The following is a 26,070-nucleotide window of genomic DNA, read 5'->3' as shown; positions in this document are numbered from 1 at the left end:
GTCAGATTCAGCCGGGACTCAATTTTTGAAGCGTCGGCAATTATTTAACCGCTGCCCAGATCGGCCAGGATTTTATCCCGCACCAACTGCCCGGACAAAGTCACCATCGGCATGCCGCCGCCCGGATTGACGCTGCCGCCGACAAAATACAGGTTTTTTAACACCTTGCTGCGCTGGGCGTTCTTAAAGCCCAGGTTTTTAAAGCGGTCTGCAACAACGCCGTAAATGGAGCCTTGGTTTGAATAATATTTCTCCTGTATATCAACCGGCGTCCAACTTTCTTCGCAGACGATATGTTTTCTTAAGTCGGTCAAGCCCATTCTTTCCAGTTTAAGCAATACACGCTCGCGCATCGCGGCGTAATCTTTCGGTTGTAGCGGGCGCTCGGGGTCAAGATGCGGGATATGAGGCAGGATTTTAATGATTTCACAGCCCGCCGGCGCTTGATTCGGATCGGACTTGCACGGTGCGACCAGATAAATCGTCGGGTCTTCAGATAAGCGGTGCTCGTGAAATATCGCGTTGAAATGCTCGCGCGGATGATCGGAATAAAAGAAATTATGATGCGCCAGTTGTTCGTAAATGCGGTCTACGCCCAGATGTAAAACCAACCCTGAACAACTCGGGGCGAACTTTTCTATCCGCCGGATTTCTTTGTCATGACCTTTCAACAGGGTTTGGTAAGCCGGTATCAATTCCATATTGGAAACGACAATATCGGCCGGAATAACCCTGCCGTCGGTTAGACGCACCGCGGATGCGCGTCCGGCATTATGCTGGATTTCCGCAGCTTCGGCGTTAACCTGGATATTCACGCCCAACTCAACAGCCAGCTTTTGCAAGCCTTGCGCCATGCCGTACATCCCGCCTTTGATGTACCACAGTCCGTAGCCGAACTGGATATACGGCAGCAGGTTCATCAACGCGGGCGCATCGTAAGGCGAGGAACCGACGTATTTAATAAAATAATTCAGCACGTCGACCAGTTTCGGATCTTTGATAAAACGCCTGACGCCTTGATCCATCGAACGGAAGACATCAAATTCCTGCAAGCTTTTAACCGGGCCATAGTGCTTGACCAAGTCCCAGAATGAATCCAGGCCTTGCGCGAAATAGCCTTCCTCGGTCACTTCGCAAAGCCTTTTCGAATACGCCAAAAACCGGTCGAACTCCCCGGCGGTATCCGGGCCGAGCTTGTCCAGCTCCTGCTTCATGCGCACCGGATCCGAGCTTAAATCCAGTGTGCCGCCGTCTTCAAAGAAATTGCGCCAATGCGGTTCGACGGATTGTATCGCGACGTAATCGTCCATATTTTTACCGGCGCGCTCAAACAGCTTGCGGAAAATATGCGGCATGGTCAGGATAGATGGGCCTAAATCAAAGGTGAATCCGTCTTTTTCCAGCACATTCAACTTGCCGCCGACCTTGTCGTTCTTTTCCAGTAAATCGACGCTGAAGCCTTCCGTTGCCAAGGAAATAGCGGCGGACAGGCCGCCCAGACCGGCGCCGATCACTACGATATGCGGTTTATTGTTGTCGTTCATTCAATTATCTCTGTTCATTGTAGAAAGCGTAAACCTGAGTTTACGCAGCTCAGCCGATAGATCTTTTAAATATTAAAATCGACAAATTATGCCAATGCTGGCGCAAATTCAACGACGCATAGCCACGGAATGCCTGCAATTGCCGCCAATTTCCGGCAATCCTTTGATATAAACCGCCGCTGCCGAACACAAAATCAATAAAGCCGCGCATTTGCAGGTAGCGGACGTCCGAATACGGAAACCAGTTGGGCTCATCATTTAGCGGGCTGCGGCTGGTTAATCCGGCAACGGTATAAGTGAAATGGCGCAAGCCTTCGGCGCCGTGATAGCGGCCAAAGCCGCTGTTTTTAACGCCGCCGAACGGCAAACCCGGGTGACCGATATTTTTGATCACATCATTGACCGCCCAGTTGCCGACCTGTAATTGTCCGGCGACACGCTCGGCTTTGCTGATGTCCTTGCTCCAAACGCTGGCGTTCAGGCCGTAATCGCTGTCGTTAGCCAAGTCTACGGCCTGTTGTTCGGAGCCGAACGCCATCACCGGCAACAGCGGTCCGAACGTTTCTTCGCGCATGATGCGCATGTCGTGGGTGACGTCCCATAACACCACCGGATGCAGGTAGCGGCCTTCCAGACGCAACGGCGACGAGGCTTTTGCGCCTTTGGCAAGCGCATCATTGTAGTGGGCTTCGATGACGGCGAATTGCTTTAAGGTGGTCAGCCCGCCCAGGTCGCCGACCGCGCCGTGACCGACGGCGACATTCGCCGCCGCATCTTTCAGCATATCGACAAATTCCGCATAACAACCGGCTTCGACATAGCAGCGCTCGATGGCGACGCAGACTTGCCCGCTATTGCTGAACGCGCCGTACATGGCCGCTTTTGCCGCGCGTTCCAGGTTGGCGTCGGCAAATACAATCATCGCGTCTTTGCCGCCGAGCTCCAGGATAACCGGTACCGGATGTTGCGCGGCTCTTGCCATGACCGCCCGGCCAGCGGTTACGCCGCCGGTAAAAAACACCAGATCGGGCCTGGCGTCGATTAATTGTTCGCCTGTTTCGGCGAAACCTGTGACCTGTTGCACCAAGCCTTGCGGTAAATCCAGTTTGGACAGCAATTGCATAAGCAACTCGCCGACCGGCAAGCTCAATTCGGACATTTTAAAAATGCAGGCATTGCCGCTAATCAACGCCGTCAATAATGGGCTTAAGGTCAGTTGAAAAGGAAAATTCCACGGCGAAACGACCGCAACCACGCCGTAAGGTCGGCGTTCATAGCCGGCTTCGGCTTGCGGGAAGGCCAAGGGGGCGGTGAAGACGGGGCAGGGAGCGAGTATCTTTGCGGCGTTGTTTTTGTAATAGCGCAACAAGGACAGCACCGGATAGATTTCGCCGAGTATCACTTCGGTTTTCACCTTGCCGGTCGCTACGATGATGACCTCGGTGACCGCATCCAGTTCGGCCAGGATGACGCTTTCCAATTGCGCCAGTTGTTTAACGCGCTGCTTGACATCGATTTTAGCCCAGACAGCCGCTGCGCGCCTGGCCGCTGCCATTGCCTCGCCGATTTCGGCGCTGCTGCTGACCGGGTAGGTTTTTAATGCCTGGTCATTGAGCGCCGAGATAGCGGTTATTTCTCCGCTCATGACTCCAATCCGAAGCTGACCCCATGTTTTTGGCAAATCAATTTCGAGGAAATATGCGCCGATTCATAAATCGTCGGCAAGCCGCTGCCGGGATGAGTGCCTCCGCCGACCAGATAACAGTGGTCAAGTTCCTGAAACCGATTGTGCGGCCGCCAGTACAAAAGCTGGCTGAATTTATGCGATAAGCTGAAAGTCGCGCCCTTGAAAACATGTTCGTCAGTTTCCCAATCCTGCGGCGTGATGATTTTTTCGCATTCGATATGGTCGCGAATGCCGGTTAAATTCAGGCGCGTTTCCAAGGTATCCAGCACTTGCTCGCGCATGTCGGCGCAGACGGTTTCCCAGTCGACATTGCTGTCGTTGTTGGGCATAGGCACCAGCACATACAGGGCCGATTTCCCGGCAGGCGCCAGGGTGTCATCGTTGACGCAGGCGTTTTGCACATAAAACGAGAAGTCTTTGCTTAAGATTTTATTGCCGAAAATATTTTTGATGTTGGTGGTGTAGTCTTCGGCAAAAGCGATCGAGTGATGCGGCAAGTCGTAACGGGTGTCCAAACCCAGATACAGCATAAAAGTCGAGCAGGAATATTCGAATTTTTTCACTTTCTCGGGACTGTACTGTTTTAATTCGGTAGGCTTGACCAGCTGGGTCATTGCGTAGGCAAAGTCGGCATTGACAATGACTTCATCGGCGGCAATCTCGCCGCCGTCCTGCAAGCGCACGCCTTTTACCGTTTTGTCTTCGATAATCAGCGATTCGACCGCCGTGCCGGTATGAATAACGCCGCCTTGTTCGGCGATGACTTTCGCCATTGCTGCGGCAATTTTATTCAAGCCGCCTTTGACATGGTAAATGCCGTATTCATGCTCCAGATAAGACAGCATCGTAAATAGCGCCGGGCAATCCCACGGCGACATGCCCAAGTATTTGGATTGAAAAGAAAACACCAAGCGCATTTTCTCTTCTTTAAAGTATTTGCCCAGATTGGAAAAGACGCTGTGATTGAGCGCAAGACCAGGCAAAGCGCGCAGCAAGTCCAGCGAAAAAAAGGATTTCAGGCTGCTGTAATCGCGTTTAATGCAAGGGTAAAGTTTTTTAAAGCGTTCGCCTTCCTGCTTCAGATAAAGATCGTAGCCTGCGCTGCCTTCGGAGAAAGCTTGGGTTAATTCCGCGCGCATTTTGTCGCGGTCGGAGTAGACGTTGACGGCCCGGTCGGAAAACAGCAAGCGGTACATCGGGTCGAGTTTGACGAAGTCCAGATAATCGGCGCTGTTTTTACCGCATAATTCGAACATTTCATCGAGCACATGTTTCATCAGCAAAAAGGTGGGGCCGGTATCGAAGACGAACTCGCCCAGGCGAATCGGCCGGTTACGCCCGCCGGCTTCGCTGTGTTTATCCAAAATAGTGACGTTAAAGCCGCGCCGGCTTAACAGCATTCCCGCACAGAGGCCGCCGGGGCCTGCACCGATGATGACGATATGTTTTTTTTCAGACATGGATAGGATTTCTTAAAGTTGGATAGGTGGAAGTTTGTAAGCGGGTATTAGTAAAGCCAGGGAATAAGTTTCTTGGTGCGAAAACGGTAATCATCGTAAACCGGCCCAAAATGTTCTATGAGCACTTGTTCTTCAACCCGAATTCGCTGATTTAACACATAAGCGACCGGACACAGCAGGGACAGTATCGCAATGAGATCGCCCATCGCCAGTCCCGCCGAAAAAAAACCGATTAACAGCCCCGTATAAGCCGGATGACGGATCAAATGGTAAGGGCCGCGGTCTATCAAGACATGCTCGGACTGGGTTGTTGCGGTGGTGCTGAAAAAGCGACCGAGGCTCAGCACCGCATAAAATCGTACTGTCAGTCCGATAGTTAACAAGATCAGCGCGACGGCCTGCCGCTGGAAATAATCGATCGGCAACACGGCCAGATGCAGTTGTTTAAACGCCAATGCCGCGATCAGCGAGGCGATAACAACAACCCAGATCAGCTTTTCCGAACGGTATTTTTGCCGGTCTGAGCGGCGACAAGGCAAACGGGTTTTATAAACGATAGCCATTTCCAGCATCGCCCAACTGCCGCCCAGCAGCAGCCAAAGTTGTTGTATAGAAGTCATCCCGTGTTGTCAGTCTTTAAAAGTCGGTACATGGTAGAATCTACCATCTTTTCAGAATAACTCCATTATTAATACGCCTTTTGCCGTGCAAAATATCATCCAGCTCACCCACATTCATAAATCCTATACGCTGGGACAGTTAAAGCAGCCTGTTTTACATGACATTTCCTTGACCATTACCGCCGGGGAATTTGTTGCGATCGTCGGGCCTTCCGGGAACGGCAAATCGACTTTATTGAATCTGCTGACCGGCATCGATCGTCCTTGCCGGGGCGAAGTCGTGGTCAACGGTAGCGCCTTGCACCGCTTGCGGGAAGAGCAATTGTCGATTTGGCGCGGGACGAATGTCGGCATTGTGTTCCAGTTTTTTCAATTATTGCCCTCGCTTAATCTATTGCAAAACATCCTGCTGCCTATGGATTTTGTCGGCAAACTGCCGAAGCGGGAACGCCTGGAACGAGCGCGATATTTGCTTAACTTGGTGGGATTGGACGAACAAGCCAAACAATTGCCGGGGCAAGTGTCGGGCGGACAGCAACAACGCGCAGCCATTGCCCGCGCCTTGGCTAATGATCCGGCTTTGATTGTCGCCGACGAACCGACCGGCAATCTCGATTCCGCGACCGCCGACAGCGTGTTTGAACTGTTTTCAGCGTTGCAGCGCCAAGGCAAAACGCTGGTGATGGTGACGCACAACGAAGACCTGGCGCAATCCGCCTCGCGCCGCATCGCTATCCATGACGGACGTATTCACGACGATCAGTACCTGTCCAAACAACAGTCAACCGCATGATTTTCAACGCCAATCTCCGGCAAAAAGTCAGCGCCGATTTACTCGCTCATAAATCCCGGACTTTGCTGGCAATCTCCAGCATTGCGACAGGCTTGTTTGTGATCGGCACGCTGCTGGGCATGATGGACCTGCAACTGGGCGGCATGGACAACGCGCATCGGCAGTCGCAACCGTCGCACATCAGCCTGATGCTCAAGCAGGACGCCGATATCGCCGTCGCCGAAACCGTTAGAAACATCGACGGAGTTGCCAATATCGATACCTTGACCCAGATTACCGCGCAATTTAAAACGCCTGGGGCGACGCAATCGCAAACCGGGACAGTATTGTTCCGAACCGATTATCAAGATCAAAAATACGACCGCATGACGTTATTGTCGGGCAGTTTTCCACGCGGCAAAAGCATTGCCGTCGAACGCTTGTCTGCGCGATTTGCCGGGCTTAACAGCGGCGACAACATCGAATTTATCACCGCGAACGGCGCGGAAAAACTGGCTATCAACGGCATTATCCGGCATCCGTTTGTTAAGCCGCCTGCGTTTGGCGGGCCGTTGCATTTCTTTATCGCGCCGGAACTGGCTCCGGTTTTCGGCATACCCGCGCATACCTTCAGGCAGTTGCTGGTGCAGATAAAGCCGCCGTACAGCGAGGAAAAAACCCGTCATATCGCCGGTGAAATCCGCGCAAAACTGGCGGCATCGGGCATAGCCGTCAACGCCACGTTATTGCAAAATCCCGACCGGCATTGGGGCCGGGCGATTTTTTCCGGCATTCACCTGGTGTTGACCGTCATGGCATGGGCATCGCTGGCATTGAGTTCGGTATTGATCCTAAACACTGTTGCCGCGTTGATTACCCAGCAAACCGACCAGATCGGTATTATGAAATCGTTGGGCGCGCGCCGCCGGACAATCGCCAACCTCTATTTGTCCGAAGTGTTTATTCTGTCGTTGATCGCGTTGCTGATCGCCGTACCGTTGAGTTGGGCAGGCGCTTTTTACAGCAGCCGCTGGATTTTGGATGTGTTCAATATCGGGTTGAACGGCTTTGTCTATTCATCGCAAGCTTTGTATCTGATGATTGCAGGCGGTTTACTCGCACCGTTGCTGGCGGCGTTGTGGCCGGTCTGGAAAGGCGCCTCGATGTCGGTCAGGCAGGCCATTGCCAGTTACGGATTAGGCGCGGATTTTGTCAGTCGCGGCTTTGACCGCTGGCTTGAGCGCGCCGCCGCAGCTTTGTTGCCGACGCTTTACGCCGTCGCGCTGGGTAATTTGCTGCGCCGCAAAGCGCGATTGCTGTGGACGCAAAGCGTGCTGATTATTGCCGGCGTGCTGTTCATCGTCATCATGAGCCTGATTGCGTCGGTTAACCTGACCTTGGACAACGAATTGGCGCGTAGCCGCTATGCCGTCCGCGTCGGATTTACGCAAGACCAGCCCGCCGAAATCGTCAAAGACATCGTGCGGAACATCCCGCCAACCGCCGCCGTGGAATTCTGGAACCGCCTGCCTGCCGAGCTGTTCCTGCACGACAAGTTGATACGGCAATCCGGCAGCTTGGGCGTGCAAATGATCGCGTTACCCACCGACACCTCGATGTATCGCCCGCTAATCGTCGCCGGACGCTGGCTCGACCCAGCCGATGACCGTCAGAACCGGCTGGTTATCAACGCCGAGACCGCCGAACTAAACGGCATACACGTCGGCGATACGCTCAGCGCCAAGCTGATGCAACAACCGGCTCACGAATGGCAGGTCATCGGCCTATATCGCTGGTTTGCCGGTTCCGGCTATGCCGTGGAACCGGTTTATGCGCCGTTAAGCACCATTCAGCCGGGTAACTTGAACGAACGCAGGCATTCGTTTGCGCTGCTGTCAGCGGACATTCATTCCCTGGCGGAAGAAAAAACCTATGTTGAAGCATTAAAAACTGCATTCCAACAGCAACATATCAAACTGGATTTTTACACTACGCTGGCCAAACTGGAACAACGCCAGTTTGCCGAAAACCAGTTCCGACCGATTACCGGCATGCTGTTGGGGCTGGCGGTAATGATTGCCGTTGTCGGCGCAATCGGCCTGTCAGGAACCCTGGCTATCGGCGTATTGCAACGCACCCGTGAGATAGGCGTACTGCGCGCCATCGGCGCAAGTTCGTCGGCCATTTTCAAACTGTTCATACTCGAGGGTTTGTTTCATGGTTTATTGGCCTGGCTAATCAGCATTCCGGCCGCCTTTCTGGTCGCCGAACCGTTAGCCAAAAAACTGGGAACAACCATGCTGGGCATACATCTGGATTTTGTTTTTTCGCTGTTGTCGGCCGGGTCCTGGTTAGGCTTTGTGCTGATGCTGGCTGTGCTGGCGGCTTATTTGCCGGCCCGAAATGCGTCCAGAATAGCGGTCAGGGCCGGGTTGAGCTATTGATGGCGTTGAGAGAGGCTTGATTGGGGGATTTCAGTCAACAGGGAACATGAATATGCCGATATTGTTGGGCGGGTTAGCGTCTATCACCGGCGACAGCGCAGTCTGGGAATGGTTGCGGAATTTGGCGGAACTATCGAGGTCGCGATTTAAGCTGTAAGCAGGGTATTGGTGTCGTATTTGTTTTGCAGGGTTTATCAGCGATTTTTTAGGCTAAGTTTAGTGAAGCGTCCCGAACTGCATTCCCACGCCGGAGCGTGGGAACGACAAGCTTCAGTCCTAGGAATGATGCACCCAATCCGCGCCTAAAGTCCCTTGCAGTTGTTGCAGGTAAGCCGGATCGTTGATTTCCGCCAGCATGCGCTCGGTCGCTTCGAGTTTTTGGTTTAACTCGGCGCGGTTGGCTGAGTCGTGCTGTTCCGTTGCCGCCAATTGTTGCTGGATATAAGCTTTGTGTTGTTGCCAAAGCTTGCTTTCGCGCTGCTGTTTGATTTCAAGACGCTGTTGATACCAGTCGCTTTGCAGCAAGCTGTCGCGGGTGAACATCGCCCGAATAGCCGGGTCGCTGGCGGTTTTGCCCGTATAGTGGCCTTCGGCCATGATGTGCAGCAATGCTTTTAATGGCGGGCAGGCGTCACTGATGGAACCGTCCTGAAAGTATTGTTGCGCCACCCGCTGCTGCGCTTCGTAGACATTGTCGATGCCGTCGACATAGCTGGGCATGTCCTGGGTTTCCGGTTTCAGCATGGCTTCGTCGAATACCGCAGTCGGGTAATCGAACATTTTGCCGAAGTTGGTATGCACAAACTTTTCGGTAATGCGATAGCCCAGCCGGCTTTGATAAACCGTGCGGCCTTCGTATTCGAAATCTTCCAGTTTCTCCAGCTGTCCCTGTTCGATCATGTACTGCGGATCGCGCTGGGTGACCGGCAGGCGCGACCAGATCTCGGGAATCAGCAGGCTGATGTCGTGATCGATCCGGCGTTTTGAACCGATGAAACCTGCGGCCGTGGAAAAGCCGTCGTAGCCGCACAGGATGAATGAAACCAGTGCGGTGTTCAGGTCGGCGGTGGCCGATACGGCGTTAAACGGGCCTTTGGTCAGCGCGCCTTCGGAACCCGCGCCGGTTGTAGACGGCGATTTTCCGGTCAGGCTGCAAATGAAATCCATAAACAGCTCAGGCAGTTCCTGGTAGTGGATCGGGTTATAGATCGCTAGCGGCCGGATGCCCGACTCAAGGTCGGCAGGGTTGTTGCGTCGTCCGGTCAATACTTCGTTAACCGGGAAATAAACGGTCTGGCCGGCGTCAAGACCCCGCGCCAGGCGGGTGGACAGTTCCGCGATATAGCGCATTTTAGGGTTGGCTATATCGGGGCGAAGTTGCAGGTAACGGACGTTCTGGCTGGGTTTTCCGTCCACCAGCCGGGGATGCGCCGACGAGACGAAGTATTCGCCGTCCTTGCCGTTGACCGCCTGACGGATGACGTTTTGCATCGGCTCGCTGAATTCGTCGAAGTGGATCACGTCTTCGAGGAACTCGCGCGCGTCTTCGGCGGTCAGCGGCTGGAAGTTGGAGATAAAATTGTCGGTGCGCGAAAAATCCAGTTCGGTCTGTAAATCGGTGCCCCGGTGTATCGCATCGTCTGGACGCTGAAAAAAACTTTGCTCGCAGTTTTCGACCAGTTTGACGCTGGGGTTTTTATAATCGGGATTAAGCCCGCTTAGGTAACGCGTCGGCACCACGGTGGACGCGGAAATATCGTCTTCCAGCTGGACCTTGGCCGAGGCGATAAAATCCTGCCGCAGTTTGAATACCCGCCACGCGCCTTTTTCGTCGAAGCCCACGCGCAGGTAACTGGCGATCAGTTTGCGGCCTTGAAACTTCAGTTCGTTGCCGGGATAGCTGTTGACCATATCGACGGAAAAATGTTTCCTCCAGTCTGGCCCCCATTCCTGTTTGTAAAAACGTTTGATCATCAACGCCACGGCCAGGATATGCTGGGGTATGGTTGCCAACCACTGGTTGTGGGCGTCCGAAAATTGGGTTTCGGACGGCGTCAAAAGTTTGATCACCGAGCCCAGGGTGCGTTCATTGCTGAGCAGGGGTCGGTGGTCGACGCCGTGCAGGGCCGGATCGCGGAAGCGGGTGGAATAATCGCGATTGAATATAGCGGTGACTATGTCCATGTCTTTATCGAAATCGTCGACAAAAACAGGACCGGAAATGATCGCTCCGGCAATCGATTTGGAAATCTCCGATTTGCCGCCCCCGGATACGGTGCTCGGTTTGTGGCAGAAAGTGCCTTCCTGGTGGGTGCCGATCAAGCGCCAGCTGGGCGCATTAGGGTGGCGTTCCATGTGGATTTTAAAGCCGTTGGGATAAACGTAAGTTTGGCCGAACAGCAGTTTAAGCGTTTGCGGTTTACGGTGATGCGTCCAGCTGATTTGCTGCTGTTGAATATCGAACTTTGCCGAATTAGGGATATAAATGATGTCGGGATAGTTTTTGTCGACAGCATAGCCTTCGTCTTGAGGCTCTATGACCGACGACAGTTGCCGGCAGACTTTATCGAAAGAATAATGCTCGCCGATATAGGATGTATGCGGCAAAAAGATTTCGCCGAGGATGACCCTAGGGAAAGCCAGCGCGCCGCCCGAATGCTCTTCTTCAGCCCCGCCGTACAGGTTGGCTGAGTAGCTGATATGGGACTTGATTTCCTTTTTGCTGTAGCCGAAATAGTTGTCGGCGATGATGGTGACGATGACCCCCTGCATGTTGCGGCACACCAGCTTAAAGGGCTGGCCGTTATTGTACAGCTCGTCCGCGTTTTGCCAGCACATGCCGTCTTTGCGTTGGCGCTCGGTCGCGTCATCAAAATGCGGCAGGCCGAGATCCTTTTTCCGGCAATGAACGAGGTGCGGCGCAAGAATGATGCAGCCGGTGTGTCCGGTCCAGTGTTCAATGTCCAGCGCGGCATCGTTTTCGGGCAGGAACGGGTCGCCTGCGTTGCCGAAAATCGATTCGACAAAATCCAGGTTGGCGACCAGTCCGCCGGGCGCAAAAAACCGCACTTCCATGGTTTTGACCGGCATGGCGGCGGAAACTTCCGGGCTCACGATAGGTCTGAGCAGCGACGATACCCAGAGTTTTGCGGCGTTGGCTTGGCCGCCGGTAAACGGCAGGCTTAAAAGATCGGAAGGAGGCGTCAGCGCAGTGCGGAGCAGCGCCGCGTAAGCCGTCACCGGTACTTCGTTTTTATCGGCCGGAACAGGAAGACCGCCTGCGGCGATATGGAACACGCCTTTGGTGGTGCGGCGGTCATTTTTCGGGTTATGCAGCACGCCTTGCTGTATCCGGTAAGAGTCGATATAAGCCGAATGAAATTCGTTATGCTGGAAGGGCAGGGACAGTTCCCTTGCCAGGCCTTTTTGTTCCAGTACAAAGGTTTCGCCCGGCAAGTTGACAGCTTCGGCTATGCCGTTTTCAACCAGGTAACTGTTAAGAAAATCCTGTATGCGTTGGTCGGCCGGGCAACGGTATTTGGCCAGCGCCAGCAGGCGGCGTTGCTGGAAATAATTTTTTAACAAACCGCCGGCAATCTTGAGGTATTGCGGGTCGTTTTCGACTTCGCAAGTCGGCTGGCCCAGCGCGGCAAGTTGCAGGTTGATATGTTGTAATTGTTCCAGTCGATCAGAGAGGGATGGGGCAGGGTGGGAGGGGGCGGTCAGTGAGTTCATGCGTATCGATTCCGGCGGTCTTTAAGATTGTAGTTATTATTCAGTGGCCAAAAATAGAACGGCGATAACGGTTTAAGCAAGGCTAAAAATTATTCATCCGCGTTATCGGCGTTCCGTTGTGTTCAATTTAAAAAGTAAGCCTTTTACCCGCATTGTAACAGCTACTCAGGAATAAAAATCCTCAAACTTTTTGATGAAAATACTCAGCTGATCGCCGGGCAAATGATTGATGCCCGCCGCGGCTTTGCGCCCTCCGCCGCTCGGAAAGGCTGAACATAGCTCGTCGGCGCCGGTTTTGTTGCATAGCGGCGCTCTGACGCCGACCTGATAGCTGTTGTCGCTGTTATGGGTGATGACCGCATGGGCTCTGGCCGGGTGAAGGTTGGACAGGGAATTCCCGAAAACGCCGTTAACGCGTCTTGCCCAGATGGTGTCCGGCAGTATGAAGACGGCGACGGCGTTGCTTTGGTATTCCGGGGTGATGAGTTCGGCATTCGCCATGTCTTCCTGGTAGCCCTGTTTCAGTTGCGTAAAGATGTCATGGTTGCCGCTGATGAAGTCAAAAGGGGATTGGAACTCCGCCATTTCCCGATACAGTGCGTCCGGGGCGAAATGCAGGTCGGCTATGCAGCTGCCGTAACCGTTATAGTTGATGTAGATGCCCAGGTCTCTCAGGGTTTCGAGTTCTGTTGGGTTGAGATTCAGGGTTGCGGCCAGCTGTTCGGCGCTGCGGTTTAAATTGTCGCCAAAAGCTGCGGTTATGGCCCACAACGGGTATTTGCCGTTCAGGTGCTGATTAACCAACAGGCTGGTGCAGACCGCGCTGTCGGTGTTAATCAACGCTTTTAAATGGGGATGTTTCGGAATATCACCGGGTTGGTGGTGATCGACATAAAAAATATGTGCGCCCTGATTTAAAAACTCGTTAACCCGCGCGCTGTTTTTTTGCAGGGAAATATCCAGTACCGTGATCCGATCGCCGGAGCTTACGCTGAATTTATCCAGTAACTGTATGTCGCGCTTGATGCCGGTGACGAGCTTCGCTGACAGCGGTTGATCGAGGCGTAGTTGAATCAGGGCGCAAATGCCGTCGGCATCGCCATTAAAGACATCGAAGTTCATGGTTCATTCCTTTGCGGGCAGGATATTTCGAGCGCGTAGCAGTGATATGACCTGCTGTACGCTTTCTTCGAGCGTAAGCAGGTTGGTGTCGATTCTTAAATCAGGATTTTCCGGTTCTTCGTAAGGCGAGGATATGCCGGTGAACTCCTTGATTTCACCTAGCCGGGCTTTTTTATACAGGCCTTTGACATCGCGTTGTTCGCAAACCGGTAACGGGCAAAAACAGTGGATTTCAATAAAATCGCCATCCGGCATCAGGCTTCTTGCTATGGCGCGTTCCGTTTTAAACGGAGAAATGAACGCGGTCAGCGTTATTACGCCCGCTTCAAGCAGCAGTTTGGCGGTTTCGCTGATGCGGCGGATGTTTTCCTTGCGGTCTTTATCGCTAAAGCCGAGGTCGCTGCACAAGCCGTGACGTACATTGTCGCCGTCCAAAACAAACGTGTTTAAGCCGTATTGATGCAAGTCTTCCTCTACCGCATGGGCCAGCGTCGATTTGCCGGAACCGGACAGGCCGGTAAACCAGAGCACTGCCGATTTATGCGCGTTTTTTTGTTCGCGGCGTTGCCGGGTGACGGTGGCACGGTGCCATACGGTATTGGGGCTTTTGTCCGGTTGCTTGTTCATCGGCGATTGAGTTTATTCAGTCAGCGCAAAGCCGATTTTAACGGTGACCTGCCAGTGTGCGACTTTGCCGTTTTCTATGTGGCCGCGGGTTTCGACGACTTCAAACCAGCGCATGTCGTGGATGGTTTTTGACGCCTTGCCGATGGCGTTTTCGATAGCTTGCTGCATGCCGATGGTTGAAGAGCCGGTCAGTTCTATTTTTTTGTAAACGTGGTCAGTCATGATCTTTACCTTTGTTGGGTGTAATAAAAGTCCAGTTCTTGCAAACGCTCCGGTGTGCCTATGTCCATCCAGAAGCCGTCCGTTTTCTGTCCTGAAACCCGGCCGCTTGTCATGGCCCGGCGTAATAACGGCCCAAGCTTGCTGGGGCCTTTAGGTCTGTTGTGGAACAGTTCCGGGCGATACAGTCCGATGCCGCTAAAGGTGAATCGTTCAGCGCTGCTGGAAACGAGCAGTCCGTCCTTGTCCAGGCCGAAGTCGCCTTGTGCATTATGCGCCGGATTATCGACCAGAACCAAGTGGGCCAAATCGACAGCCAGGTTTTTGAGTTCGGCAAAAGGAAAGTCTGTCGCTATATCGCCGTTGACCACCAGAAACGCCTCGTCACCTAATAAGTGCAGCGCATTAATAATGCCGCCGGCCGTTTCCAATGCATGTTCGCCTTCCGGTGAATAGCTTATGTTTGCGCCAAACTGATGGCCGTTACCCAGCCGGTCTTCTATTTGCAGTCCCAGATGGGCATGATTGATGACTATATCGTTAAAACCGTTGGCTACCAGTTGAGTGATTGTATGTTCGATCAGCGGTTTTCCGGCGGCTTGAAGCAAGGGTTTGGGCGTGTGGTCGGTTAACGGACGCATTCTTTCGCCGCGCCCCGCCGCTAATATCATGGCTTTCATACTTCGACTTTGCTCAGTACAGGTACTTCGACTGCGCTCAACACAGGTGCTGAGCATTTGCCGTGCGCAGGCAGCGCATGATCGTGCAGGAAGTCGTTGAATTCGGCAAGCTCGGGGTATGTCGCGCAAACGGCGGTGACATAGTTCAGGGTGCGCGGTATGTCGTTAAGATAGTTGGACTTGCCGTCTCTCAAATGCAGGCGGGAGAAAATGCCGATGGCTTTAAGGTGGCGCTGTAGCCCCATCAGGTCAAACCAGCGTTTAAATTGGGCGGGGCCGCAGTGAACAAGCCCGGCCTGCCGTAGACGCTCAAAATAGCCATTCCGCCATTGTTTAACCTGGGCTTCAGACCAGGCTATGTAACAATCGCGTAATAATGACACCAGGTCGTAGGTGATCGGGCCGATTACTGCGTCCTGAAAGTCGATCACGCCGGGCGAATCGCTGTCTAAAACCATCAGGTTGCGGGAATGGTAATCCCGATGTACGCAGGTGCTGGGCTGCTCCAGAGCCGATGCTGTAAGAACGGCGCGGACCGGTTCCCAAACCGCTGCGGGGATTTGAATATCCAATAACTGGCCTAAAAACCATTCGTCAAAAATAGCCAGTTCTCTGCGCAGCAGCGGCTCGTCGTAATGCGGCAGCCCTGCGTTTTGTACCGGTGTCAGGGTTTGCAGTTTGAATAAGCTGTCGAAAGCGGTTTGATATAAGTCGGCGGCAGTGGCCGCATCAAGCCGGTCCAGAAAACACTGGCTGCCGAAATCTTCCAGCAGTAAAAATCCGTCAGTCAGGTTTTGATGGAAAATGTTCGGGACGTTGATCCGGGATTGCGCCAGCAGCTTGGCGATTCTAATGAAGGGTTCAATGTTTTCTTTGGTTGGGGGAGCGTCCATGACGATAAACTGCTGTTTGTTAACGGCTCCTGCATCCATGCCGTCATTTGAAACCCGGACTCTAAAGTAACGTCGAAAACTGGCATCGCTGGAAGCGGGCGCACATGCGGTGATGGTGAGCAACAAATCGTTTTCAAGCCAGTCGAACATTAACATTGTTCTTAAGTCTTCAGGCATCATGATGTTTAGGATAGATTAGTATAATGGTGGGGTAGTAAGGTAAAATTAGCGCCCGGCATTTTATTCGATTTTTGATCCATTACGCTACTGAACTTATACCATCTATGCGCCGCCGCTTAATACTGTTTTTTTTACCTTCCATTTATGCGCCTTTCAGCATCGCTAGTGAAGCACTCTGGAATTGTGTGCAAAACAAGGATAGCAATGAGTGGGTTTGTGTCGGTGAAAAAAAGCCTGTGGATAAAACCGACGCGGTAAAGCCAAGCGCTCCAACCGCAAGCTCCGTACCCGAACCTGCGCGGGCAACGGCGCCTACGGATGTCAAGCCCGTAGAGACTGCCAAGGAGACGCCTGTTAAAGAGAAACAGCCGTTTCGTTCGGAGCCTATTGAGAATATTCCGCCGGCTGTTGTCGCAGAGCCGGGGGGCGTCAAGCAACAGCCGGTCCCGGTTAAAAAGACTGAGCAGGAAGCTGCCGCTTCCAAACTTCCGGTCAGCACCAAGTCAGACAAAGACACGCGACAAGCTAATGTAGAGCTTAAACAAGTCGCCTTGTCGCCAGACGGTTCTCCAAAAAGATCGCTTCAAACTGAAACCAACCGTCCAGGCTGGACCTGCGACGCCAAGTCGGGAGACAAAAACTGGGATTGTAAGCTGGTCGGCGAAGATCCCAAGGGGCAGGCGCGGATTGTTGAAATACCAGAGCCCGCCATCAGTTTGCTGACTCCGGCGTTTGACCACGGCGAAGAGCAGACGTTTAAAAACATTAAATCGCAATTGAAGTATGATCCCTGGCAGAACTGCGCGGCGCCCGCGGGCGCCAAGCCCAGTTTTGTGCCTGGAAAGGATTTGAGGGACGTATCGCCGCTGGATATTAATTCCGATTATGCGGAAATATTCGATAACGAAATCTACAGCTATGTCGGTAATGTTGAAATGACCCGTGCGGATCAGAGTTCGGTTTCTCATAAAGCGAGTTATGACACGGTTTCTCAGGCATTGGATTTAGAGGGTAATGTCTATTACAGCGACGATGAACTGGCTCTGCATAGCCAGTCTGCATCCCTTGACATGGCTGCCGATCAAGCCAAATTGAGGGAGGCCTTGTTTATTTCTCCGGCTACGCCGCTCAGGGGGCGGGCGAAAACGATTTATCGGGAAAGCAAGAGTCTGACGAGATATAAAAGCGTTGCTTATACCAGCTGCCGCCCCGGCAATCAGGACTGGGTCGTGCATGCGAGTGAGTTGAAGATGAATAAAGTGACCGGGCAAGGCGCCGCTAAAAATACCTGGGTTGAGTTTAAAGGCACGCCTGTGTTTTATTCGCCTTATATGTCGTTTCCGATTGATGACAGACGGCTTTCCGGTTTTCTTGCGCCTTCATTCGGCAATACGCAACGAGGCGGTTTGAGGCTGGAAATGCCTTATTACTGGAATATAGCGCCTAATTATGATGCAACTATACGGCCCCGGTATCTTTCAAATAGGGGCGCTTTATTGGGTGGGGAATTCCGCTATCTGACGGAAATGTCAAAAGGGAATGTGGATCTGGAATATATGCCCCGTGACAGTCTACTCAATACATCCCGTTATTTGGTAGGATTTAAGGATGCCAGCCAATTTACACCTCATATCAGTTCAAACCTGAATTTAAACAAGGTGTCGGATAAAAATTATTTTATCGATTTGGGCAATGCGTTGAGTATGTCCACTTACAACAGCTATCTTGTAAGTCAAGGTAGTCTGAATTATGCAAACACAGGCGTTTCATTAAGAGGCACTGCGACCAGTTATGAATCGATTGACCAAGCGATAAACGATGCGGGATTACCGTATCGGACGCTGCCGCGAGTTAATTTGAATTTGAATCATGCATTCGATTTTATGCCGTTGAATACGGCGATGGATACGGAATATGTATATTTTCAACATAGCACATTGCTGAACGGTCAGCGGGCCGGTGTTAGGCCGTCAGTCAGTTTTCCGTTGCAAACTGCCAGTGCGTTTTTAATACCCAAGCTCTCCTTGCAGCATACCCAATATTCGTTAAGTAACCCAAAAGACAGTGCTGCATTAGCTCCGAGCAGCATGTCAAGAACTATGCCGATTTTTTCTACAGATAGCGGCCTGTATTTAGAAAAGGACGTGAACTTTTCTAATAGATCTTATCTGCATACGCTTGAACCCAGATTGTTTTATTTGTATATCCCCAGGACTGATCAGAGTGGTATCCCCGTTTTCGATACCGGGTTAACTGATTTTTCATTTAACAGCATGTTTTTGGAAAACCGCTTTAGCGGCGGGGATAGGGTGCAGGATGCTAACCAGCTAACGGCGGCCTTAACAACGCGTCTGGTCGATACTAAATCCGGTCGAGAAAAGTTAAAGCTCAGTGTGGGTCAGATTGCTTATTTTCAGGATAGGAAGGTTAATTTGCCGGGCTATCAGGAATCTTTGCCAGGCTATTTCCCGGATACCGATAGGTTCTCGAATCTGGTGACTGATCTCAACTTTGAATTGACAGATCATTTATCGGTTAGCTCAGGGGCGCAATGGAATCCTCATCTGAATCGGGTTGTCAGGCAGAACCTCGGGATACATTACCAGAATGAGCCTGGTGAGATTATTAATCTCGGTTATCGTTACAGGAAAAATACAACTTATCCAGATGCTTCAGGATTAAGGCCTTATGACATTGTTAATAGTGACGTTTCCTTCCACTGGCCGATTTATAACGATTGGTCTGCTGTTGGACGTTGGAGTTATTCATTGCTGAACAATAACACTCAGGAAAGTTTTATTGGCGCGGAAAAAGAAAATTGTTGTTGGCGTTTCCGTGTTATTGGACGGCGCTGGATTAGTGGTATCGGTATTAATTCAGACCCAAATAATCCGAACGCGCCAATTGCCCTCAATGTGACGGGCATACCCCAGACGGGTGTGTTTTTTCAGATTGAACTAAAAGGATTGACCGGTATCGGGACAAAACTGGAGGAGTTTTTTCAGCAGCAAATTTATGGTTATCAGGCACCGAAAAATGATTAAACAAGAAAATATCAAAATAGCCATTATAGCGGCGCTGTTATGCAATCTACTGTTCGGCAGTTTTCCAGTGCATGCCGAAGTTCTTGATACCATTATCGCTGTGGTTGAAGATGACGTTATTCTTGAAGGAGAGTTACAAAAGGAAGTGGCCGTCATTGAACAAAGAATGCAGCAAGGTAACGCCACGCTCCCGCCCGCGTATGTGCTGCGCAAACAAGTGCTGGAAAAAATGATTATCGATAAACTCCAGCGGCAATTAGCGGAAAAAGCGGGGATTACTGTCAGCGAAGAAATGCTCAACAGCTCGGCGGCCGATATAGCCCGAAGAAACAACATGGAGCTGGATCAATTCAGGACAGAGCTGGAAAGCCAGGGCATGAGCTATCAAAGCTTTTTGGATAGTATCCGCAATGAAATCGTCATTAATCAATTGCGTAGTAGAGAGATAGGCGGACGTATTAAGGTTACCGACCGTGAGGTCGAACATTATATGGAAACCCAGGATAAAATAGGCGAAGCGGCCACCCAATACCATCTGGGACATATATTGATTGCGGTTAAGGAAGGTGCGTTATCGGCAGAGATACAGCGAGCGATGAGCAGGGCCGAAGATATTGTCGGGAGCTTGCGGGGAGGACAAGACTTTAGTCAAACAGCGATCAGTGAGTCCGATGACGCTAATGCCCTGAAGGGGGGCGATTTGGGTTGGCGTACCGAGAGTGAAATACCAACCCTGTTTGTTAATGAGGTCAGTCAGATGAAGCAGGGCGATGTGTCTGAGCCGATACGCAGTCCGAGCGGTTTTCATATCATTAAAGTACTAGAGCTAAAAGGCACGGACAATCATATGATCATCAAAACCAAGGTTCGACATATTTTAATTAAAACCAATGAATTGGTTGACGATGCCGAAGCAAGAAAACGTTTGCTGGCATTAAAAACCCGTATTGCCGATGGCGATGATTTTGCTGCTTTGGCACGGGCGCATTCAGACGATAAAGGTTCTGCATTAAAAGGCGGTTCATTGGATTGGGTGGGGCCGGGGGATTTGGTTAAGCCGTTTGAAGACGCGATGGCAAAACTCGGCATTAACGAGGTTAGCGATCCTGTACAAACGCAGTTCGGTTGGCACATGATTCAGGTTTTAGGCCGGGAAAATAAGGATGATAGTGATGAGTTCAAAAAGAACCTGGTCAGAGATGCTATCCGCAAACGGAAAATTGAGGAAGAAACAGAGCTTTGGGTGCGCAGATTGCGCGATGAGGCTTTTGTGGAAATCTATCAAGACAGGCTTTGAAACAGTGTTGTGCGGTTAGCGCTTCAAGATCGGAATTGGGATGAACGGCAAAAATAAAAAGGATGATGCGGATAAGGGGCTAATAAATGCTGCCGCAACCCAACCGGGCATTAAAATGGTGCGCTATCGTTTGGATGTCGGATGTAAACATCAGATTACCCCGGAAGAGCTTAAGAAGGTGTTGATTGAGGAGTCCGGGGTCGACAAAAACAATATCAACAATATTAATATTCAAGGTGATTACACGCTGGTTGAGTTGCCTGATGAAATGCCGCCGGATATATTCCAGCATTTAAAAGCAGTGGAAATCAATCAGCATAAGCTGGATATAAAACGGATAAAAGCACGTCATAAAAAACGCGGCAACTACCGGGGGCGGAGGGGGAAACCGCGTACTCCCCAAGCTGATAATGGCGGAGCTGAATAAATTGGCGTTAATCTGATCGACTAGAGATAGCGTTAAATTCCGCCGGCTACGAAGGAGACAGAGGCAAGGCGCTTCAGTCGATGAGGGAGGCGTTGCCGACGAAAGGGTTGCTGCGCATTTCTTCCCCAAAAGTAGACATCGGGCCGTGACCGGGAATAAAAGAAAACTCTTTACCCAAGGGCCATAGATTATTTTTGATTGAATTAATCAAGGTATTGAAATCTCCTTTCGGTAAATCGGTTCGACCGATTGAGCCTTTAAATAACACATCGCCGACTATAGCCAGTTTTGTGTTGCGGTGAACAAAAACCACATGTCCCGGTGTATGTCCAGGGCAGTGAAAAACGTCCAGTATCTCTTCGCCAACCTTGACAATATCACCCTGACTTAACCAGCGGGACGGTGTAAATGAATCACAGGCCGGGAAGCGAAAAGTCCGGCATTGTTCGGGAATGGCGTCAATCCAGAATTGGTCGTCTTGATGAGGCCCTATGACGGGGATGGAAAGCAAAGCCGCCAGTTCAGCAGCGGCACCGATATGATCAAGGTGGCCGTGAGTGATTAAGATCGATTCGGGTAATACATTTTCCCTGTTAATGATTTTTAGAATCATATCAATATCACCGCCGGGATCAACGATGGCCGCTTTATGAGACTGCTCGCAAATCAGCAAGGAACAGTTCTGCTGATAAGCGGTAACCGGAATAATACAAAATCGCATAGGTAAGTGAAGACAAAGAAACAAATCTTATCACTAAAATGAAAAACCACCATTAACCGTGAAAGGCATGATTTTTACGGTGCGTTACTGACTGCTCGTTTAACACTATGACAAACATACAATATATCAATACCCCTGATCAGCTGGTTAAGCTGTGTGAACAGATTAAAAAAGAGCCCTGGTTGGCTCTTGATACAGAGTTTTTGCGCGAAAAAACCTATTATCCGAAATTTTGCCTGCTGCAAATAGCGACACCGGAATGGGTGGCGTGCGTTGACCCTATAGCATTACCGTCGTTGGACATCCTTTTTGAAGTCATATACAGCCCCTCCATCGTAAAAGTATTTCATTCCTGCCGACAGGATTTGGAGATATTTTATCAATTGACCGGGAGGATACCTGCGCCGCTATTCGACACCCAAATAGCTGCACCGTTGCTGGGTTTTCAGGAGAATCCAGGCTACGCGATGCTGGTCTCGAGCCTGTTGAACGTGAATTTAAACAAGGCGCATACCCGAGCCGATTGGACCAAACGGCCGCTGATAGCTGCGGAAATTCAATACGCTGCGGATGATGTGATTTATTTATGCAAGATTTATCAAATGATGTTGCAGAAATTAGCCGAACTGGGACGTACTGATTGGTTGGAGCGGGACTTTGCTGAGCTGGAAAATCCGAATTTGTATGAGGTAAAGCCCGAGAAAGCCTGGTTGAAAATTAAAGGCAAAAATAAACTGACCGGCAGGCAATTATCAATAGTTCAAGCGTTGGCCGAATGGCGGGAAAAAACCGCGCAGTCTGAAGATCGTCCCAAGAGCTGGCTGTTGCGCGATGAGTTGCTGTTCGATATGGCCAAGCTGCAACCGGAAGCCGTTGGCGACTTGGCCAATGTTCGGGGCATCAATGAACGCGTGGTCAACCGTTATGGTACAGAACTGTGTCAACTCATCACTGCGGCCAAGAATCGCCCCCCTATACCCCTAAATGAAAAAGGCCGGCCTGCTAAAAAAACTCAGCAACAAGAAGCGATATTGGATATTTTAACGGCGCTGGTCAGAATACGCGCCGAAGAAAATTCGTTAAATCCGGTTATTCTTGCAACGCGCAAAGACCTGGAAGTGTTGCTGTTCAATGACGATGATGAATGTCCGCTTTTGCACGGCTGGCGCTTCAAAATGGCCGGTAGGGAATTGGTAGGTTTGTTAAAAGGCGAGTTGTTATTAGGGATAGAGTCTGACAGGCTGGCTATTATTGAAGGCAAATCTTTGGCATAGGTTAATTCCTATCCAATTGGTTTTAATTACTGGTCCACATATTCTGTGTGGATATTTGACATTACAAAACTGTTGGGATACCGTTGCCTTAAGGGAATTTTAAGTTTTGATCCCCTTGCCAGCCTTTTTGGGGTAGATTTATGACCGGATCGGTTAAGGTTATAAAAACCCTGTGGACTAAACATTTCATGAGGAATCAATAATGAATAAGAAAAACCTCTTCACTGCCTGTGTACTTTGCAGCGCATTATTGTCAACAGGAGCGGCTTATGCGGATGAGAGTTATCTATCCGGCGTGGGCTCTAAAATAGGTCAGGGACTAGCTAATACAACGACTGGTGTTGTCGAGATACCGAAAAACATTATCAATATCAGTCACGATCAAAATGTTTTCGTCGGAATAACATGGGGGTTGTTGCGTGGCGTCATAGAGACTGTCAACCGGACGACTGTGGGTGTAGTGGAATTGATTACTGCACCTATCCCTTCAGATGATTTTATTACTCCGCCTTATGTATGGAACCGGTTTAGTGAAGATAGCCGTTATTTTGGTCTTCATGTGCCGGGATACTGGACTACCTACGGACCGTTAGATGACGGCGAATAACCATTGACCCATTAAATATAATCGTGCGTCGATTCGCGAGAAGGTGACGTGTGATTAGGATTGAAAAAGGATAAAGTTATGAACAAACAATGTATTTACGTGCCGTTCGCCGTATTAGTCGCAGCTCTTGCCGCTTGCAGTGCGCCAGCACAGAAAGATATTCCGGCGCTAACTGCGGGAATTGATGCCGCTAATGCCGGTCATTACCGCCAAGCTATCATGCATGAGGAGATAGCCGAGGAAAAACTCGAAGAGGCCGACGAAGCTTTAGCTCACTGGAAAAAAGATCATTACTGGAATATCAATGACCGGCAAAAAGCCCTGGATGCGGCTCGTGAAGCTGCGGAACACCGGCTCGCGTCGGAAAAAGAGATGTGCCAGTGGTTAACGCAGGTTCATAGTCAAAATCATCTTAAGGATGGATCGGTTTCAGCCCAATATTCCGCCGTATTTTTCGCAGATGGCAGTGCGGTACCTTATAAATCTGATGAGCATGAAATTGCTATCTTAGGATCATATCTGGAAACGCATCCCGAAGTTACCGCCGAAGTAAACGCTTATACTGATACGGTTGGTAGTGCTGCAAGTAATCAACATCTATCGGAAAGAAGAGCCGCCTATGTCAGGGATCAGCTGATCAAGCATGGCGCCAAGTTGGAACAATTGAATATAAAAATGTTAGGTGAAGCTCATGGGCCTGACAATGTACGCGACCAGAGTCATCGGACAGTATCCATGGTTACCGTGCATCCTACTTATGCCGATTGTTCTAATTTGAAATAATCACCATCACAGCTCCCCTGTAGTCTCGCAATGACTGCAGGGGAGTACACTTTATTTATAAAGTTCAGCTTTTATCCCCTTGTTCTATTGAATAGTCACCTTTGGCTCTAGTCGTTAATAACAGCACACAGCAACAGCGCGGTAATAAAAAGCGAGACTGAGTTTTGTCAGGACTGTTTCCTTAATATTGCGTTTTTAACACGCTAAGCTGATGCTTGCGGCGCTTGGTTGTCATATAATGCGAGTTTTAGTTTTTAATGTTCCCATAAGGTAAGTTAATATGAAGAAAATCACTTTATTTGTTTCAGTTTTGCTGTTCTTTTTTAGCTCAATGGTCAGCGCTCATGGCCCTGTGCGTCAAAAAGCCGAAGAGAAAATCACCATCAATGCACCCGCTGAAAAAGTCTGGGCTATTATTAAAAATTATGGCGATATGTCCTGGCATCCTGAAGTTTTTAACACAACCGTTAAGGGCGACAATACAAAAGGCGCGATTCGTGTTTTGACCTTAAAAGACGGCGGCACGATTACGGAAGAATTAAAAAAGCATGACGACGCGAAAATGTCTTATGCATACAAAATCACTGAAATGAGTTCATCTAAATCGATCACTCATGCCGGTGCTGAAGAAAAAGTTCCAGCGTTACCGGTAAATGATTACGCAGCGAGCATCGAATTGGCCGATAAAGGCGGCAGCACCGAGGTTATCTGGAAAGCCGGTTACTACCGTGCCTACATGAACAACAACCCGCCGGAAGAAATGAACGAAGAAGCCGCTAACACAGCAGTGAAAGCTATGTTGGAAACAGGATTGATTAACTTGAAAAAATTGGCTGAAAAGTAAGGTTTAGCGAGTGTTCCCTGTGAACTATCGCCACGCCAGCTCCCGGCTGGCTAGTGGCATACACACCATCCTTGGCAATAAGGCTGTAGCGATTTACATCGCTACAGCCTTTTTATCTACGCCGCTGGCAGCCCAGCCTTTTGCCTACATCAGCAACCAATTGGCCGACAGCGTATCTGTTATCGATACGGCAACGGCCCGAGTGGTCGATACGATTGCCGTTCCCGGCAAGCCGGCAGGAATTGCGGTTGCTCCTGACGGCAAGCATTGTTATGTCAGTACGCCGGAAGCCAAAGGCTTTGCCGTTGTCGACACAACAAAACGCGAAGTCATCGCCACTGTTGCGGTCAATGACGGCACCCTGGGTATTGCTGTAGGCCCCGATAGCAAGCGGATTTATGTGGCGGATTGGTATAAGAATACCGTTTCGGTTATCGATGCGAACAGTCTGCAAATACTGAGTACGATAGCCGTCGGCGAATCACCGTCAGGCTTGGTTGTCAGTCCCGATAACCGCTGGCTCTATGTCGCCAACCGGATCAGTAATTCGGTTTCCCAGATCGATTTGAAGACCTTGGACGTTAAAAGAACCGCGCAGGTTGGGACGCATCCGTTTGGACTCACCATCGATGCCAGAGGCGAACGCATTTATGTCGCCAATGTACAAAGCGATGATGTGACGGTTGTGGAAACAGCCAGGATGAAGCCTATTGCCACCGTAAAAGTCAACATGCTGCCTTATGCAACGGCGCTGGCGCTTAATGACAGCCGACTGTTGGTGACCAATCAGGATGACGGTTCGGTTTCCGTTATCGATACGGAAACCTTAAAGGAAATCGCCCTGATTAAGGTGGGCGAAAAGCCCGAAGGCGTCAGTACCCATCCCGATGACCGGCATGTCTACGTCGCTAACTGGTTTGACGGCAATGTTTCGGTGATCGACGCCAGAACCTTGAAAGTGATTGATACCATTACAACCGGCGAAGGCAGTCGTGCATTTGGGCAGTTTATAAGCAAATGATTGCTGTAGAAGATGGGGCTCAAAAAGTCTCGTCTTCTACCGGCCTTTAAACAGTCCCGATACAACACG

21 protein-coding genes are annotated in these 26,070 nt (G+C 50.7%); 10 read left to right on the top strand and 11 right to left on the bottom strand.

Annotated features, from left to right (window positions below; genetic code table 11):
• Positions 1-44: 44 nt before the first annotated feature.
• From B0F88_RS11315 to B0F88_RS11300, 4 genes are read right to left on the bottom strand one after another with little or no spacing between them, the layout of a single operon-like run.
• Positions 45-1,544 carry a phytoene desaturase family protein gene (locus B0F88_RS11315; RefSeq protein WP_104424042.1) on the bottom strand — a complete coding sequence of 500 codons (1,500 nt, stop codon included), beginning with the start codon at positions 1,542-1,544 and terminating at the stop codon, positions 45-47.
• Positions 1,545-1,593: 49 nt separating this feature from the next.
• Entirely contained in the window at positions 1,594-3,189 is a 1,596-nt protein-coding gene (locus tag B0F88_RS11310; RefSeq protein WP_104424041.1) for an aldehyde dehydrogenase family protein, read from the bottom strand.
• Positions 3,186-4,691: a phytoene desaturase family protein gene (locus B0F88_RS11305; RefSeq protein ID WP_104424040.1), complete on the bottom strand. Its 1,506-nt coding sequence runs from the start codon at positions 4,689-4,691 to the stop codon at positions 3,186-3,188. Before B0F88_RS11305 ends, B0F88_RS11310 begins: the two co-directional genes overlap by 4 nt.
• Positions 4,692-4,738: 47 nt before the next feature.
• On the bottom strand, positions 4,739-5,311 hold the full coding sequence (locus B0F88_RS11300) for a methyltransferase family protein (RefSeq protein ID WP_104424039.1): 573 nt from the start codon (positions 5,309-5,311) through the stop codon (positions 4,739-4,741).
• Between the two features lie 85 nt (positions 5,312-5,396).
• Between B0F88_RS11300 and B0F88_RS11295 the strand changes: the two genes are divergently transcribed.
• Complete coding sequence (locus B0F88_RS11295; RefSeq protein ID WP_104424038.1) at positions 5,397-6,104, top strand: ABC transporter ATP-binding protein; 708 nt, start codon at positions 5,397-5,399, stop codon at positions 6,102-6,104.
• A complete protein-coding gene (locus B0F88_RS11290) occupies positions 6,101-8,527 on the top strand; it encodes an ABC transporter permease (RefSeq protein WP_104424037.1) in 2,427 nt (808 codons plus the stop codon). The genes B0F88_RS11295 and B0F88_RS11290 overlap by 4 nt, the downstream gene beginning before the upstream one ends.
• A 276-nt stretch (positions 8,528-8,803) precedes the next feature.
• Here B0F88_RS11290 and B0F88_RS11285 read toward each other — a convergent pair whose 3' ends face one another.
• The 6 genes from B0F88_RS11285 to B0F88_RS11260 form a co-directional block, all read right to left on the bottom strand.
• On the bottom strand, positions 8,804-12,262 hold the full coding sequence (locus B0F88_RS11285; protein WP_104424036.1) for a hypothetical protein: 3,459 nt from the start codon (positions 12,260-12,262) through the stop codon (positions 8,804-8,806).
• Positions 12,263-12,427: 165 nt separating this feature from the next.
• Positions 12,428-13,384, bottom strand: a complete 957-nt coding sequence (locus tag B0F88_RS11280) for an acetyltransferase (RefSeq protein ID WP_104424035.1) — start codon at positions 13,382-13,384, stop codon at positions 12,428-12,430.
• A gap of 3 nt (positions 13,385-13,387) precedes the next feature.
• Positions 13,388-14,011, bottom strand: a complete 624-nt coding sequence (cysC, locus tag B0F88_RS11275) for an adenylyl-sulfate kinase (protein ID WP_104424034.1) — start codon at positions 14,009-14,011, stop codon at positions 13,388-13,390.
• A 12-nt stretch (positions 14,012-14,023) separates the two neighbouring features.
• A complete protein-coding gene (locus B0F88_RS11270) occupies positions 14,024-14,233 on the bottom strand; it encodes a dodecin (protein ID WP_104424033.1) in 210 nt (69 codons plus the stop codon).
• 5 nt (positions 14,234-14,238) lie between these two features.
• Positions 14,239-14,910 carry an N-acetylmuramate alpha-1-phosphate uridylyltransferase MurU gene (murU, locus tag B0F88_RS11265; protein WP_104424032.1) on the bottom strand — a complete coding sequence of 224 codons (672 nt, stop codon included), beginning with the start codon at positions 14,908-14,910 and terminating at the stop codon, positions 14,239-14,241.
• A complete protein-coding gene (locus tag B0F88_RS11260) occupies positions 14,907-15,953 on the bottom strand; it encodes an aminoglycoside phosphotransferase family protein (protein ID WP_258076635.1) in 1,047 nt (348 codons plus the stop codon). The genes murU and B0F88_RS11260 overlap by 4 nt, the downstream gene beginning before the upstream one ends.
• A gap of 266 nt (positions 15,954-16,219) precedes the next feature.
• On the opposite strand from B0F88_RS11260, the gene lptD reads away from it, so the two are divergent.
• From lptD to B0F88_RS11245, 3 genes are read left to right on the top strand one after another with little or no spacing between them, the layout of a single operon-like run.
• Positions 16,220-19,027, top strand: a complete 2,808-nt coding sequence (lptD, locus tag B0F88_RS11255) for an LPS-assembly protein LptD (RefSeq protein WP_258076634.1) — start codon at positions 16,220-16,222, stop codon at positions 19,025-19,027.
• Positions 19,020-20,324, top strand: coding sequence for a peptidylprolyl isomerase (locus tag B0F88_RS11250; RefSeq protein ID WP_104424029.1), 1,305 nt, complete (start codon positions 19,020-19,022; stop codon positions 20,322-20,324). The genes lptD and B0F88_RS11250 overlap by 8 nt, the downstream gene beginning before the upstream one ends.
• A 40-nt stretch (positions 20,325-20,364) precedes the next feature.
• On the top strand, positions 20,365-20,751 hold the full coding sequence (locus B0F88_RS11245) for a DbpA RNA binding domain-containing protein (protein WP_104424028.1): 387 nt from the start codon (positions 20,365-20,367) through the stop codon (positions 20,749-20,751).
• Between the two features lie 73 nt (positions 20,752-20,824).
• Here the strand turns inward: B0F88_RS11245 and B0F88_RS11240 are convergent, their stop codons facing one another.
• A complete protein-coding gene (locus B0F88_RS11240; RefSeq protein ID WP_104424027.1) occupies positions 20,825-21,472 on the bottom strand; it encodes an MBL fold metallo-hydrolase in 648 nt (215 codons plus the stop codon).
• A 107-nt stretch (positions 21,473-21,579) separates the two neighbouring features.
• On the opposite strand from B0F88_RS11240, the gene rnd reads away from it, so the two are divergent.
• The 5 genes from rnd to B0F88_RS11215 all read left to right on the top strand — a co-directional run bounded on the left by rnd (position 21,580) and on the right by B0F88_RS11215 (position 26,001).
• Positions 21,580-22,746 (top strand): ribonuclease D, encoded by a 1,167-nt coding sequence (rnd, locus tag B0F88_RS11235; RefSeq protein WP_104424026.1) that lies wholly within the window; start codon positions 21,580-21,582, stop codon positions 22,744-22,746.
• Between the two features lie 202 nt (positions 22,747-22,948).
• Positions 22,949-23,353: an exosortase system-associated protein, TIGR04073 family gene (locus tag B0F88_RS11230; RefSeq protein WP_104424025.1), complete on the top strand. Its 405-nt coding sequence runs from the start codon at positions 22,949-22,951 to the stop codon at positions 23,351-23,353.
• Positions 23,354-23,431: 78 nt separating this feature from the next.
• Positions 23,432-24,136, top strand: coding sequence for an OmpA family protein (locus B0F88_RS11225; RefSeq protein WP_104424024.1), 705 nt, complete (start codon positions 23,432-23,434; stop codon positions 24,134-24,136).
• Between the two features lie 280 nt (positions 24,137-24,416).
• Positions 24,417-24,980, top strand: coding sequence for an SRPBCC family protein (locus B0F88_RS11220; protein WP_104424023.1), 564 nt, complete (start codon positions 24,417-24,419; stop codon positions 24,978-24,980).
• A gap of 10 nt (positions 24,981-24,990) precedes the next feature.
• Entirely contained in the window at positions 24,991-26,001 is a 1,011-nt protein-coding gene (locus B0F88_RS11215) for a YVTN family beta-propeller repeat protein (RefSeq protein WP_104424022.1), read from the top strand.
• Positions 26,002-26,070: the final 69 nt, after the last annotated feature.

Source organism: Methylobacter tundripaludum, from assembly GCF_002934365.1.
Taxonomy (GTDB): Bacteria; Pseudomonadota; Gammaproteobacteria; order Methylococcales; family Methylomonadaceae; genus Methylobacter_A; species Methylobacter_A tundripaludum_A.
This window is presented reverse-complemented; position numbering and strand designations above follow the sequence as displayed.